General features: G+C 72.5%; 13 protein-coding genes. 4 read left to right on the top strand and 9 right to left on the bottom strand.

Annotated features, from left to right (window positions below; all coding sequences use genetic code 11):
- Positions 1-204: 204 nt before the first annotated feature.
- Entirely contained in the window at positions 205-1,203 is a 999-nt protein-coding gene (locus GQS52_RS22890) for a LacI family DNA-binding transcriptional regulator (protein ID WP_259371182.1), read from the top strand.
- A gap of 115 nt (positions 1,204-1,318) precedes the next feature.
- Here GQS52_RS22890 and prcA read toward each other — a convergent pair whose 3' ends face one another.
- The 5 genes from prcA to arc form a co-directional block, all read right to left on the bottom strand.
- Positions 1,319-2,125 carry a proteasome subunit alpha gene (prcA, locus tag GQS52_RS22885; protein ID WP_259370925.1) on the bottom strand — a complete coding sequence of 269 codons (807 nt, stop codon included), beginning with the start codon at positions 2,123-2,125 and terminating at the stop codon, positions 1,319-1,321.
- Positions 2,126-2,182: 57 nt separating this feature from the next.
- On the bottom strand, positions 2,183-3,028 hold the full coding sequence (gene prcB, locus GQS52_RS22880; protein WP_182315207.1) for a proteasome subunit beta: 846 nt from the start codon (positions 3,026-3,028) through the stop codon (positions 2,183-2,185).
- 141 nt (positions 3,029-3,169) lie between these two features.
- On the bottom strand, positions 3,170-3,385 hold the full coding sequence (locus GQS52_RS22875; protein ID WP_182315206.1) for a ubiquitin-like protein Pup: 216 nt from the start codon (positions 3,383-3,385) through the stop codon (positions 3,170-3,172).
- Positions 3,386-3,561: 176 nt separating this feature from the next.
- Complete coding sequence (gene dop / locus GQS52_RS22870) at positions 3,562-5,073, bottom strand: depupylase/deamidase Dop (protein ID WP_182315205.1); 1,512 nt, start codon at positions 5,071-5,073, stop codon at positions 3,562-3,564.
- A 203-nt stretch (positions 5,074-5,276) separates the two neighbouring features.
- Positions 5,277-7,043: a proteasome ATPase gene (arc, locus tag GQS52_RS22865; RefSeq protein WP_182315204.1), complete on the bottom strand. Its 1,767-nt coding sequence runs from the start codon at positions 7,041-7,043 to the stop codon at positions 5,277-5,279.
- A gap of 240 nt (positions 7,044-7,283) precedes the next feature.
- Here arc and GQS52_RS22860 point away from each other — a divergent pair, with 240 nt between their 5' ends.
- Entirely contained in the window at positions 7,284-7,574 is a 291-nt protein-coding gene (locus GQS52_RS22860; RefSeq protein WP_182315203.1) for a ferredoxin, read from the top strand.
- 48 nt (positions 7,575-7,622) lie between these two features.
- On the opposite strand, the gene GQS52_RS22855 is transcribed toward GQS52_RS22860, so the two are convergent.
- The 3 genes from GQS52_RS22855 to GQS52_RS22845 form a co-directional block, all read right to left on the bottom strand.
- Positions 7,623-8,213: a hypothetical protein gene (locus tag GQS52_RS22855; protein ID WP_182315202.1), complete on the bottom strand. Its 591-nt coding sequence runs from the start codon at positions 8,211-8,213 to the stop codon at positions 7,623-7,625.
- Positions 8,214-8,394: 181 nt separating this feature from the next.
- The gene (locus tag GQS52_RS22850) at positions 8,395-9,354 is read right to left on the bottom strand and encodes a tRNA (adenine-N1)-methyltransferase (RefSeq protein ID WP_182315201.1); all 960 of its coding nucleotides are present in this window, start codon (positions 9,352-9,354) and stop codon (positions 8,395-8,397) included.
- Positions 9,355-9,423: 69 nt separating this feature from the next.
- Positions 9,424-10,749, bottom strand: coding sequence for a site-2 protease family protein (locus GQS52_RS22845; RefSeq protein WP_259370924.1), 1,326 nt, complete (start codon positions 10,747-10,749; stop codon positions 9,424-9,426).
- Between GQS52_RS22845 and GQS52_RS22840 the strand changes: the two genes are divergently transcribed.
- Together GQS52_RS22840 and GQS52_RS22835 are read left to right on the top strand one after the other, a co-directional pair.
- Entirely contained in the window at positions 10,748-11,626 is an 879-nt protein-coding gene (locus tag GQS52_RS22840) for a PD-(D/E)XK nuclease family protein (protein ID WP_182315200.1), read from the top strand. The genes GQS52_RS22845 and GQS52_RS22840 overlap by 2 nt on opposite strands.
- Positions 11,627-11,659: 33 nt before the next feature.
- A complete protein-coding gene (locus GQS52_RS22835; protein ID WP_182315199.1) occupies positions 11,660-12,328 on the top strand; it encodes a response regulator transcription factor in 669 nt (222 codons plus the stop codon).
- A gap of 53 nt (positions 12,329-12,381) precedes the next feature.
- On the opposite strand, the gene GQS52_RS22830 is transcribed toward GQS52_RS22835, so the two are convergent.
- Entirely contained in the window at positions 12,382-13,914 is a 1,533-nt protein-coding gene (locus GQS52_RS22830) for an ABC transporter substrate-binding protein (RefSeq protein WP_182316661.1), read from the bottom strand.
- Between the last annotated feature and the right edge of the window lie 104 nt (positions 13,915-14,018).

Here is a 14,018-nt window from a genome sequence, read left to right as displayed (position 1 = left end):
GGAGGGTGTCTGGTGGCGGTTCAGCAGGGCGCGGGAGGGCCCCCCGAGGCCCCCGGGGCGCCGGGGACCCTCGAGGTGCCGGGGACCCCCGAGGCGCCGGGGGTCGCGGGGGCCCCGGGTGGATCGGCGGACGCGGGCCCGGCGGGTGCCGCGGGCGGCTCCGGGCCCCGGGCCGGGCGCTCCGGGCCGCCCACCTCGCGGGACGTGGCGCGGGCGGCGGGGGTCTCCCAGGCCACGGTCTCGCTGGTGATGGGCGGCAAGTGGAGCGGGCGGGTCTCGCAGCGCACCGCGGACTGCGTGCGCGAGGCCGCGCGGTCGCTGGGGTACCGCCCCAACCTCGCGGCCCGCAGCCTGCGCACCGGCCGCACCCGCACCGCCCTGCTGGTCGTCCCCGCGCTGACGAACGAGTACTTCGCGCGGGTGCACAGCGGGGCCGCCCGGGTCGCCGCCGAGCACGGCTTCGGCGTGGTGGTCTACCCGTCGCCGGAGGGGGTGGGGCCCGCCCGGGACCCGTTCGCCTCCGCACGGGCCGCCCTGGACGGCGTGATCGCCTCCTCCATGGCCGCCGACGCGCTCGCCGCGATCCGCGGCACGGCGGCCGGCGCCGAGGCGCTGCCGCTGGTGATGCTGGACAGCGACCCGTCCTCGCCCGGGGCCGCCGCCACCGTCAACCTCGACATCGCGGACGGCATGCGCCGCACCGTCCGGCACCTGCTCTCCCTCGGCCACCGCCGGATCGTGCACGTCGCCGCGGCGGTGGACTCGTGGACCTTCCACGTGCGCGCCCGCGCACTGGCCGAGGCGCTGGCCGACGAGCCCGGCGCGCGGGCGCGCACCGAGTACGCGGCGCTGAACGTGGAGGCGGGCCGGTGCGCGGCGCAGCGGGCCCTGGCAGCAGTGGAGGACCGGCCCACCGCGCTGGTCTGCGACGACGACGTCCTGGCCGCTGGCGCCCTCAAGGCGGCGCGCCGGGCGGGGCTGCGGGTGCCCGAGGACGTCTCGGTGACGGGTTTCGACGACCTGACCCTGGCCTCGGCGCTGGAACCCGAGCTGACCACCGTGAGCCTGCCTGCCGAGGAGGCCGGCGCGGCCGGGATGGCCGCCCTGCTGGCGGTGCTCGAGGGACGCGTCCCCGGCCCGCGGGAGCTGCCGGTGGTGCTGCGCACGCGCGGCTCCACCGGACCGGCTCCCGGCGCCGCGTGACGCGTCGCCCTGTGACGCGGCGCGCACGCCCCGGCCCGCCGCCTCCCCGCCCGCGCCCGGGCGGGCCGGACGGGCGGGGAGGCGGCGGGCCGGAGAGACGCGGGCCGGTCCCGGGCTACTCGGAGGAGGAAGAGGAGGAGGGGCCGTCCTCCTCCGGGGCGGCGGGCCCGCCGCCCTTCCCGGGCTCCTCCGGCTCCTCGGCCGCGGCCTCGCCGCCGGGGGCGCTGCGGTCCAGCAGGCGGTTCAGCTGCGATCCCAGGATCCGCTTGAACTTGCGCTGCTGCGGCCGGGTGCGGTCCAGGACCGCCACCTCCAGCTGCTCCGCGGTGAGGGCGCGCTCCTCCCCGCTGGCGTCCCTCGACAGCGAGTCCACGGCCAGCCGGAGCGCCTCGCCCAGGGACATGCCGTCCCGGTGGCGCTGGTCGAGGTAGCGGCTGATCTGGTCGGAGTTGCCGCCGACCGCGACCGAGCCGTGCTCGTCGACGATGGAGCCGTCGTGAGGCAGCCGGTAGATCTGGTCGTCCTGCGGGGCGGGCCCCACCTCGGCGACGATCAGCTCCACCTCGTAGGGCTTCTCGCCCACGCTGGAGAAGATGGTGCCCAGCGTCTGGGCGTAGACGTTGGCCAGGCCCCGGGCGGTGACGTCCCCGCGGTGGTAGGTGTAGCCGCGCAGGTCGGCGTAGCGGATGCCGCCGATGCGCAGGTTCTCGAACTCGTTGTACTTGCCGACCGCCGCGAAGGCCACCCGGTCGTAGATCTCGCTGACCTTGTGCAGCGCCCGGGAGGGGTTCTCGGCGACGAAGACGATGCCGTCGGCGTACTGCAGCACGACGACGCTGCGGCCCCGCGCGATGCCCTTGCGGGCGTACTCGGCGCGGTCGGCCATGGCCTGCTGGGGTGAGACGTAGAACGGCGTCGACACCGGTCAACCGCCCCTTTCATGTCTGTGACGAGTGCGTTGCGTCGTGCGTCGGGCGGGCTACAGCAGCGGGGCCTGCGGCCCGTTGGGCTGCTCCATGCGCCCCTCGTGCACGGCGCGGGCGATCTCGGAGACCTCGGCCTCCGTGAGCCTGCGGAAGCCCTCGTCGGTGATGACGGTGACGATCGGGTAGATGCGCCGGGCCAGGTCCGGGCCGCCGGTCGCGGAGTCGTCGTCGGCCGCGTCGTAGAGCGCCTGGACGACTGCGGTGGCGGCCTGCTGCTCGGTCATGCCGTCGCGGTAGAGCTTCTTGAGGGAGCCGCGGGCGAAGACCGAGCCGGAGCCGGTGGCGGCGAAGCCGTGCTCCTCGGAGCGGCCGCCGGTGACGTCGTAGGAGAAGATCCGGCCCTTCTCCCGGTCGGTGTCCCAGCCGGCGAACAGGGGGACGACCGCCAGTCCCTGCAGGGCCATGCCGAGGTTGCCCCGGATCATGGTGGACAGGCGGTTGGCCTTGCCCTCCAGGGAGAGCACCGCGCCCTCGATCTTCTCGTAGTGCTCCAGCTCCAGCTGGAAGAGCTTGACCATCTCCACCGCCAGGCCCGCGGTGCCGGCGATGCCCACGGCGGAGTACTCGTCGGCCGGGAAGACCTTCTCGATGTCGCGCTGGGCGATGACGTTGCCCATGGTGGCCCGCCGGTCGCCGGCCAGCACCACCCCGCCGGGGAAGGCCAGGGCGACGATGGTGGTCCCGTGCGGCGCCTCGACCGCGCCCTGCACCGGGGGCAGGCTCCGGCCGCCGGGCAGCAGCTCCGGGGAGTGCTCGGACAGGAAATCCAGGAACGAGGAGGAGCCGGGCGTCAGGAAGGCAGCAGGCAGACGCCCCGTGCCACGGGTGTTGGCTTCCACGCGTTTCCTTCCGGGTATGGCGGCCTCGCCCCCCGAGGCGGCGGGCCGATCTTGAAGCTCTGCACGGACCTTACCCCCGGCCCGGAAAAGTCATCCGTCCTGCCCCCCGGCGGGCCGGGGGGCAGGACGGACGGGGTCGGGTTACTCCCCGCCCTTCTGCACGAACGACCGCACGAAGTCCTCCGCGTTCTCCTCGAGGACGTCGTCGATCTCGTCCAGGACGGAGTCCACGTCCTCGGAGAGCTTCTCCTGTCGTTCCTTGAGGTCCTCGGACGCCTGGGTGTCCTGGGCGGTCTCCTCGACCTCCTCGGTGGAACGCGTCGCACGCTGCTGGCCGCCGGTGTCCTTGGTCGCCATCTGCCTCACCCCGCTCGGTTGCGATTCCAGGATCAGACCCTACAGGCGGGGCCTGACGTTTCGTCCCCGTTGGTTCACTGTTCGTGATCGTTCCCGTCGGGCACGGGGATGATTCCCCGTACGCCCCCGTTCATCCGCAGCGGCGGGGACCGCCTCCGCCGCCCGCGCCCCGTCGTCTAGTCCCCCGCGAGCACCCGGACCAGCTCCTCCGCGGAGCGGCAGCGGTCCAGCAGGTCCTTGACGTGGGCGCTGGTGCCGCGCAGCGGTTCCAGGGTGGGGACCCTCTGGAGCGAGTCCCGTCCCGGCAGGTCGAAGATGACCGAGTCCCAGGACGCCGCGGCCACGTCGTCGGCGTACTGGTCCAGGCAGCGGCCGCGGAAGTACGCCCGGGTGTCCTCCGGGGGGGCCGTCTTGGCCCGCTCCACGTCCCGCTCGTCCAGCAGGCGCTTCGTCCGGCCCCGCAGTGCCAGGCGGTTGTACAGGCCCTTGTCCTGGCGCACGTCCGCGTACTGCAGGTCGACCAGGTGCAGCCGGGCCGCGTCCCAGCCGAGGCCGTCGCGGCGGCGGTATCCCTCCAGCAGTTCGCGCTTGGCCACCCAGTCCAGCTCGCCGGCCAGGCTCATCGGGTCGGTCTCCAGCCGCCCCAGGACGTCCTCCCAGCGGGCCAGGACGTCCCTCGTCTGGTCGTCGGCGTCGGTGCCCCAGCGCTCGTCGACGTACTTGCGCGCCAGCTCGAAGTACTCCATCTGCAGCTGCACGGCGGTCAGGGTGCGTCCGTTGCGCAGGGTGACCAGCTGCTTCAGACCGGGGTCGTGGGAGACCTCGTGCAGGGTGCGCACCGGCTGGTCGACGGCCAGGTCGACGGCGATGAAGCCGTCCTCGATCATCGCCAGGACCAGGGAGGTGGTGCCCAGTTTGAGGTAGGTGCTGATCTCGGAGAGGTTGGCGTCCCCGATGATGACGTGCAGCCTGCGGTACTTCTCGGCGTCCGAGTGCGGCTCGTCGCGGGTGTTGATGATGGGCCGCTTCAAGGTGGTCTCCAGGCCGACCTCGACCTCGAAGTAGTCGGCCCGCTGGCTGATCTGGAAGCCGTGCTCCCGGCCGTCCTGGCCGATGCCGACCCGGCCGGCCCCGGCGAACACCTGGCGGGAGACGAAGAACGGCGTCAGGTGGCGCACGATGTCCGAGAAGGGGGTCTCCCGCTTCATCAGGTAGTTCTCGTGGCAGCCGTAGGACGCGCCCTTGTTGTCGGTGTTGTTCTTGTACAGGTGGATCGGCCGGGCCCCGGGCAGCATGCCGGCCCGCTCCGCGGCCTCGGCCATGATCCGCTCCCCCGCCTTGTCCCACAGGACGGCGTCCAGCGGGTTGGTCACCTCGGGGGAGGAGTACTCGGGGTGGGCGTGGTCGACGTACAGCCGCGCGCCGTTGGTCAGGATGACGTTGGCCAGGCCGATGTCCTCGTCGGTGAGCTGGCTGGTGTCCGCCGCCTCCCGGGCGAGGTCGAACCCCCGCGCGTCACGCAGCGGGTTCTCCTCCTCGAAGTCCCAGCGGGCCCGCCGGGCCCGGTGCATCGCCGCCGCGTAGGCGTTGACGATCTGGGACGAGGTGAGCATGGCATTGGCGTTGGGTTGCCCCGGGACGGAGATCCCGTACTCCGTCTCGATGCCCATTACTCGCCGTACGGTCATGCGGCCCTCCTTGCCCGGCGCCCGCCCCGGTCGGGGCGGGCGCATCGGTCCCACTGCTCGGGGCGCCCGTCGGCGTCCCGCCGCGGCGGCTCCCGGTGCACACCGCAGAGCCTAGAACGCATCCGCGACGGGCGGGGGATCGTCGCGGGCAAACGGTCCGGCTGCGGGCGCCCGCGCGGGGCGCCCGCAGCCGGAGGGTGTCGCTACAGGTACTGACCGGTGTTGGCCACCGTGTCGATCGAACGGCCGGTGTCCGCGCCCTGCTTCCCGGTGACGAGCGTGCGGATGAAGACGATCCGCTCGCCCTTCTTGCCGGAGATGCGGGCCCAGTCGTCCGGGTTGGTGGTGTTGGGCAGGTCCTCGTTCTCCTTGAACTCGTCGACGCAGGCGGCGAGCAGGTGGGCGACGCGCAGGCCCTTCTGCCGGTGGTCGAGGAAGGCCTTGATGGCCATCTTCTTCGCCCGGTCCACGATGTTCTGGATCATCGCCCCGGAGTTGAAGTCCTTGAAGTACAGGACCTCCTTGTCACCGTTGGCGTAGGTGACCTCCAGGAAGCGGTTCTCCTCGGACTCGCTGTACATCCGCTCGACGACGGACTGGATCATGCCCTGGACGGCGGCCTCCCGAGAGCCTCCGTGTTCGGCGACGTCGTCCGCGTGCAGCGGCAGGCTCGCGGTGAGGTACTTGCTGAAGATGTCCTTGGCCGCCTCGGCGTCCGGACGCTCGATCTTGATCTTCACGTCCAGCCGGCCCGGCCGCAGGATCGCCGGGTCGATCATGTCCTCGCGGTTGGAGGCACCGATGACGATGACGTTCTCGAGGCCCTCGACACCGTCGATCTCCGCCAGCAGCTGCGGGACGATGGTGTTCTCCACGTCCGAGCTGACGCCGGAGCCGCGGGTGCGGAACAGGGACTCCATCTCGTCGAAGAAGACGATGACGGGCGTGCCCTCGCTCGCCTTCTCCCGGGCCCGCTGGAAGACCAGGCGGATGTGCCGCTCGGTCTCGCCGACGTACTTGTTGAGCAGCTCCGGGCCCTTGATGTTCAGGAAGTAGCTCTTGCCCGCGGGCTGCCCGGTGACCTCGGCGACCTTCTTGGCCAGGGAGTTGGCCACCGCCTTGGCGATGAGCGTCTTGCCGCACCCGGGGGGCCCGTAGAGCAGCACGCCCTTGGGCGGGCGCAGCTCGTGCTCCTTGAACAGGTCCGGGTGCAGGTAGGGGAGCTCGACCGCGTCGCGGATGAGCTCGATCTGGTTGCCGAGGCCGCCGATGCGCTCGTAGTCGATGTCGGGGACCTCTTCGAGGACGAGCTCCTCGACCTCGCTCTTGGGCACCTTCTCGTAGACGTAGCCGGAGCGGGGCTCCAGCAGCAGGGCGTCGCCGGCCCGCAGGGTCTCCCCGGCCAGCGGCTCGGCCAGCCGCACCACCCGCTCCTCGTCGGTGTGCCCTATGACGAGGGCGCGCTCGCCGTCCTCGAGGATCTCCTTGAGGGTGACGATGTCGCCCAGGCGCTCGAACTCCATGGCCTCGACCACGTTGAGCGCCTCGTTGAGCATCACCTCCTGGCCGCGCCGGAGGCCCTCCGTGTCCACGTTGGGGCTGACGTTCACCCGCAGCTTCCTGCCGCCGGTGAAGATGTCCACCGTCTCGTCGTCGTTGGCCTGCAGGAAGACGCCGAATCCGGCCGGGGGCTGCGCGAGCCTGTCGACCTCCTCCTTGAGGGCCACGATCTGGTCGCGGGCCTCGCGGAGTGTGCTCGCCAGACGGTCGTTCTGCGCGCTCACGCCCGCCAGGCTGGTCTGCAGCTCGACGATCCGCTCTTCCAGGATCCTCGTGTGCCGCGGAGAGTCGGCGAGCTTGCGCCGCAGGACGGCGATTTCCTGTTCAAGAAAGGCGACCTGGCCCATGGGATCATCCGATCCACGAGCGGGTCGGCCGCCACGGTTGATGTCGTCGTCGTGGGCCGCCACGGTCCTCACCTCCTCCAAGGGGAGCTGGACGCTTCCAGACCCTACCTGCGCCGGTGGGATCTGAAACCCTAGATCACAAAGACGATCGGCGAGTGGCCGATCTTCACCCTTGCGCGCGTCCCTCCGACAGGGGGATACCCACCCCGGGGGGCGGGAATGCGGCCGGCTTGTATCGTCGGACGGGTCAGCGCCCGCCCGCAGGCGGCGGGCGGCCCCGGAACAGGCAGAACGGCAGGCGAGATGTCGAACGAGGAAGGCGAGTCCCTGGAGGTCTGGATCGACCAGGACCTGTGCACCGGGGACGGCATCTGCGCGCAGTACGCGCCGGAGGTCTTCGAGCTGGACATCGACGGCCTCGCCTACGTCAAGGGCGAGGACGACGAGCTGCGGCAGGCCCCGGGGGCAACCGCCCCGGTCCCGCTGAAGCTGCTGAACGACGTGGTGGACTCGGCGAAGGAGTGCCCCGGCGAGTGCATCCACGTGCGGCGCGTCGCGGACCGGGTCGAGGTCTACGGGCCGGACGCCGGCTAGGCCCGCCGCGGGCGGTGACGGACCGGCCGACCCGTCACCGCGGCCGCGTCACACCGCCCCGGGCGGCGGGGCCGCGTACTTGAGGAAGCTGCCGTCCTTCCACCGCCAGGAGACCCGGCGCTCCTGGTCCGGGCAGCAGCGCGGCACGCTGTCGTCGGAGTAGCCGCGCAGGGTCGCCGAGACCTCGCGGTCGGTGACCTCGAGGCCGTCGACGACCAGCCCCTCCTCCGGCTCCACGAAGGCCTCGGCCACCTGCGGGGCCGCGTGCGCCCCGGTGCCGGCGGACAGCAGGTAGACGCCGTTCGGCGGGTTGCCGCCGGGGGCGTCGCAGCGCACGAGCGCCACCGTCTCCGGGCGCCCGTCCCCGTCGAGGTCGGCGGGGGCGTGGTCGACGACGAGCACCGGCACCCCGGCGCAGTCGAAGGGGTACTCCGCCTCCTCCGGGTCGGGGGCGGCCGTCGCGGCGGTCTCCCCGCCGCTTTGGGCCCCGATCGCGGTGTCCGGCCCGGACGGGGACGCGCCGGCCGGCTGGACCAGCATCCCCCCTCCCACGACGGCGCCCAGCGCCGCGGCGGTGGAGATCCAGTGGACCGCGCGGGTCCGGGTGTGCGGAAGTACGCCGGCCGACGGCTGCTGCACGCGCCAGTCTCCTCGGGAGGTGTTTCGGAGGGGGTGGCCAGCATGGTGCCACACCTCACACTCCGGTGGAACCGGCGGGTCCCCGGGGGGTGTTGAAAAGCGCCGGCGCCGGTCCCCGTACGGGGAGCGGCGCCGGCGCGGAGGTGTCGGCCCGGGTGCGCGGCAGGTGTGCGCGCCGGACTCAGGAGGTGGGTTCGCCGCCCTGGGCAGCGCCCTCGGGGACGGCCGCCGGGGAGTCCGCGGCGGACTTCCTGCCGGCGCCCCCCGGAGGGGTGTAGTCCTCGCCGTAGGAGCCCTTGGAGGGGCGGCGGCGGCGCAGCGGGGGCTCGACGCCGTCGGCCAGGCGCCGGGCGGTCAGCAGGAAGCCGGTGTGGCCGATCATGCGGTGGTCCGGGCGCACCGCCAGGCCCTCGACGTGCCAGGTGCGGACCATGGTCTCCCACGCCGTCGGCTCGTTGAAGGTGCCGTGCTCGCGGATGGCCTCGACGGTGCGGGCCATCTGCGTGGTGGTGGCCACGTAGCAGCAGAGCATGCCGCCGGGGACCAGCGCCTTGGAGACCGCCTCCAGGCACTCCCAGGGGGCGAGCATGTCGAGGATCACCCGGTCGACGTCGGTGTCGTCGAGGTTGTCCTGGAGGTCGCCGACGGTCAGCCGCCAGGCGGGGTGGTCGCCGCCGAAGTAGCGGCGCACGTTCTGGGTGGCGATCTCGGCGAAGTCGGCCCGGCGCTCGTAGGAGTGGACCATGCCCAGGTCGCCGACGGCGCGCAGCAGGTAGGTGCTGAGGGCGCCGGACCCGACCCCCGCCTCGACGACGCGGGCGCCGGGGAAGATGTCGGCCATGGACAGGATCTGCCCGGCGTCCTTGGGGTAGACCACGGCAGCGCCGCGCGGCATGGACAGGACGTAGTCGGGGAGCAGGGGACGCAGCGCGAGGTACGCGGTGTTCCCCGTGGTACGCACGACGGTTCCCTCGGGGGCACCGATCAGCTCGTCGTGGGGGAAGGAACCCTTGTGGGTGTGGAAGTTCTTCCCGGCCTCGAGCGTGAAGGTGTGGTGGCGTCCCTTGGGGTCGGTGAGCTGGACCTGGTCCCCGACCTGGAAGGGCCCGCGACGGCGGGCGGCACCGGTCGGTTCGGACATGCGGGCAAGACTACTTGAGCCCGGGGCCGGGGCCGTAATCGCCGTCCGCCGGGCCCCGGGCGCGGACGGTCAGGGGGATCCGGTCATGGCGTCGACGAAGGCCCGCTCGACGTCGGCCGCGGACAGCACCCCGTAGATCTCCCCGGTGGGTTCGACCACCAGGTACTCGGTGGCCGGGGTGGCCCGCAGCGCCTCCAGCAGCTCCTCCCCGCCCAGCTCGGCGCAGATCCGCATGCCGGCGGTGAGGTCCTGGGCCAGGCCCCCGGCCGACACCCAGGGGCGGCGGTGCGGCGGGGTCCCGGCGATCGCCGACTCGCGCACCAGCGCGGTGGGCTCGCCGTGCCCGTCGACGACGACCAGGGCGCGGGCCCCGGCCTCGTCGGCCCGCCGCAGCGCCTCGGACAGGGGGGTGTCGGCGGAGACCGGCACGGCCCGCCGGGTCAGGGCGCGGGCCTGCAGGGCCGGCAGGCGCTCGCGCAGCCGGGCCGTCCGCAGGGCGTTCCCCGCCCCGGACCAGATGACGGCCGCCAGGACGACCGCCAGCACGATGTCGGTGATCCGGCCGGGGCCGGCGTCGGGGTCGCCCGAGTAGCTCAGCAGGGGCAGGCCGAACAGGACGGCCAGGGCCAGCAGGCGGCCGGCCCAGGCGGCGGCCGCGGTGCCGGTCATCGGGTTGCCGCTGAGCTTCCACACCACGGCGCGCAGCATCCGGCCGCCGTCCAGCGGCAGCCCGGGCAGCAGGTTGAACACGGCGACGATCAGGTTGCTGATCATCAGGCCGGCGAGCAGCACGCCGGGGACGGTGCCCGGGCGCACCGCCTGGGCGCCCAGCTGGAAGAGGCCCGCCAGGACAAGGGAGAGCAGCGGCCCGACGAAGGCGAGGACGAACTCGCGGCCCGGAGTCCCGGACTCCTTCTCGATCTCCGAGACCCCGCCGAAGAACTGCAGCTGGATGCGGCGCACCGGCAGGCCGAAGCGCAGTGCCGCCACGGTGTGGGCGAGCTCGTGCACCAGGACCGAGGCGTAGAAGGCGACGGCGAAGAAGAAGGAGACCAGGTACCGGGAGGCCCCGAGTTCCGGCAGGACCTGTTCGAGCCGGCCGCCGAAGATCCAGGTGATCAGCGCGGCCACGGCGAACCAGCTGGGGGCGACGTGGACCGGCACGCCGAAGGGCCGCCCCATGACGATGCCTCCGCCGGCCTCGCGCGGGGGCTTCTTACCGTCGGCCGGCTGCCCGTTCTCGTTCACTCGTTCCCCTCTTCGGGTGGATGCCGTCGATGGTATGTGCCCCGGTGCGCGGCGCCGACACCGCCGGTGCGGCGGGGCGTCCCGCCGGGCGCTGCGGCCGGGTGCGGCGCAGTGCTGTCCGTGCGGCGTCGTAGGGTCGTCCGCCATGGGACCTTCTTCCACCGGCCCGGCTCCGGCCGGCCCCGCGCCCGCGCGGCCTCCTGCCTCGCTCTCCCCCTCCAGGGCGGGCGATTTCATGACCTGTCCCCTGCTGTACCGCTTCCGGGTGATCGACAAGCTACCCGAGAAGCCGTCCGCGGCGGCGACCCGGGGCACGGTGGTCCACTCGGTCCTCGAGCGGCTCTTCGACGTGCCCGCCGCCGAGCGCACCGCGGACCGCGCCAGGGCGCTGCTGCGGCCCGAGTGGGAGCGGCTGCTCGGCAAGCGCCCGGAGCTGGCGGAGCTGTTCGCCGACGACCCCGACGGGGCGCGGCTGGGCGGGTGGCTGGAGGAGGCCGAGCGGCTGGTGGACCGCTGGTTCACGCTGGAGGACCCGACCCGGCTGGAGCCCGCCGAGCGGGAGCTGTACGTGGAGACGCGGCTGGACTCCGGCCTGGTGCTGCGCGGTTTCGTGGACCGGCTGGACGTCGCGCCCGGCGGCGACCTGCGGGTGGTGGACTACAAGACCGGCAAGGCCCCGGCGGAGCAGTACCAGGGGCAGGCGTTGTTCCAGATGAAGTTCTACGCGCTGGTGCTGTGGCGGCTGCGCGGGGTGGTGCCGCGGCGGCTGCAGCTGGTCTACCTGGGCAGCGGCACGGTGATCACCTACGACCCGGACGGGGAGGAGCTGCTGGCGGTCGAGCGCAAGCTGCTGGCCCTGTGGGACGCGATCCGGCGGGCGACGGAGAGCGGCGACTGGCGTCCGAGGCCGAGCCGGCTGTGCGACTGGTGCGACCACCGGGCGGTGTGCCCGGAGTTCGGCGGCACTCCGCCCGACTACCCGCTGCCGGTGGTTGCGCGAGAATACCCGCAGACCACGGCCTGAGGCCGGCTTCCCGACGTGTAAGGAGACTCCCCTGTGACTGTCCGGGTCCTGCTGGTCGACGACCAGCCGCTGCTGCGCACCGGTTTCCGGATGATCCTCGAGGCGGAGGGGGACCTCGTGGTGGTCGGGGAGGCCGGCGACGGCCGGCAGGCCGTCGACCAGGTGCGCGCCCTGCAGCCGGACGTGGTCCTGATGGACATCCGGATGCCGCGGATGGACGGGGTGGAGGCCACCCGGCAGATCACCGGGCCGGAGCGGGACGGCCCGGCCAAGGTGCTGGTGCTGACCACCTTCGACCTGGACGAGTACGTGGTGGAGGCGCTGCGGGCCGGGGCGAGCGGCTTCCTGCTCAAGGACGCCCCGGCGCAGGAGCTGGTGCAGGCGATCCGCGTGGTGGCGGCGGGCGACGCGATGCTGGCGCCCAGCGTGACGCGGCGGCTGCTGGACAAGTACGCGGGCATCCTGCCCACGGGGACCGACGAGCTCCCGCAGTCGGTGCGGTCGCTGACCGAGCGCGAGGTGGAGGTGCTCAGGCTGGTGGCGAAGGGCCTGTCGAACGCGGAGATCGCCGCGGAGCTGTTCGTGAGCGAGACCACGGTCAAGACCCACGTGGGGCACGTGCTGACCAAGCTGGGCCTGCGGGACCGGGTGCAGGCCGCGGTGTACGCCTACGAGTCGGGACTGGTGCGCCCAGGGGCCTGAGCGGTCCCGGGGCGCGGCCGCGCCGCCCCGTGCGGGGCGGCGCGGGGCGGGGGTCAGTCGTTCTTGCTGATCTCCCAGAAGCGGAAGACGGTGGAGGGGTCCAGCGTCCACTCCAGGCCGGAGACCTCCTGCTTGGCGACGGCGTACAGGTTGCTCTGCCACAGCGGGATCATGGGGATGTCCTCGGCGACCTGGTTCTGCAGTTCCTGGTAGTCGTGGACCGCGGCGGAGCGGTCGGTCTCGGCGTAGGTCCGCGGGATCAGCTGCCCGGTGATGCGCTCGCTGGTGTAGGAGTTGGCGAGCACGTTGTCCTTCCCGAAGAAGGGGGCGGTGAAGTTCTCCGGGTCGGGGTAGTCGGGGACCCAGCCGACGATGTACGCGCTGTACCGGCCGTCGTGGAACTCCTCCCGGTACTGGGGCCACTCCACGCTCTTGACCGTGACCTCGAACAGGCCGCTCGCCTCGAGCTGCTGGGCGATGGCCTCGACCTGCTCGTCGGTGTTGGGGTCGTAGCGCACCGGGGTGGTGTGCAGGGTCAGCCGCACCGGGGTGCTGATGCCCGCGTCGGAGAGCGCCTCGGCCGCCTGCGCCTTGGAGGGCTGGGCGCCGTAGCGGTCGTAGAAGGCGGTGTTGTGGCCGGTGATGCCGGCCGGGACTATCGAGTACAGGGGGTCGACGGTGCGCCGGTAGACGTCGCGGATGAACGCCTTGCGGTCGATCAGGTGGGCGATCGCCTCGCGGACGCCCTTCTTGCCGACCACGGGGTCCTTCATGTTGAAGACCAGGTGCTGGAGCTCGGCGCCGTTGCCCTGGACGACCTTGATGCCCTCCTTCCTGCCCTCGGTGGTCTGCAGGTCGGCGATGTCCTTGGCGCTCAGGCCGCGGTAGGCGAAGTCCACGTCGCCGGCATAGAGGGCCTTCCTCAGCGACGTCTGGTCGCCGGGGTAGATCCGCATCGTCATGCCGGAGTTCTGGGTCTCGGCGGTGCCCTTGTAGGAGGGGTTGGGCGTCAGGACCGCCTCCTTGTCCTCCTTGTAGGAGTCCAGGCGGTAGACGCCGGAGCCGACGACCTTGCCGTTGGCGAGGAGCTTGTCCGCCGGGTACACCGACCTGTTGACGATGGCCCCGGCCCCGGAGGCGAGCTTCTGCGGGAAGGACGCGTCGGCGTGCTTGAGGCGGAAGACGACGCGCTTGTCGCTGGGCGCCAGGACCTCGTCGAGGGAGGTGAACAGGACCGCGGGGCCGTTGTCGTGGTTGATCCGCATCATGCGGTCGAAGGAGAACTTCACGTCCTTCGCGGTGAGCGGGTCGCCGTTGCTGAAGGTCAGCCCGGACTTCAGGGTGCACGTGTAGACCTTGTTGCCGCCCTGGTCGAAGCGGCAGTCCTCGGCGGCCTCGGGCACCGGCTCGACGCCTCCGCGGGGGAAGGCGAGCAGGGTCTGGTAGACGTTGTTGAACAGCACCCACGAGCCCGGGTCGTAACCCGCGGCGGGATCGGTGTAGGCGATCCGGTCGGTGGTGCCCATCACCACGGCGGCCTTTTCCGCGGAGGCGCCGGTGGAGTCGCCACCGCACCCCGCGAGCATGACACCGGCCAGGGCGGTGCACACCGGAAGTGTCAACCGCCGGACGTGTTTCCTCACGCGCAGTTCCTCACAGCTCTCTCAACGTGTGGTCGGTTCGGCCCCCG

This window comes from Streptomyces sp. SCUT-3 (assembly GCF_014083985.1).
GTDB lineage: Bacteria > Actinomycetota > Actinomycetes > Streptomycetales > Streptomycetaceae > Streptomyces_H > Streptomyces_H thermolineatus.
This window is presented reverse-complemented; position numbering and strand designations above follow the sequence as displayed.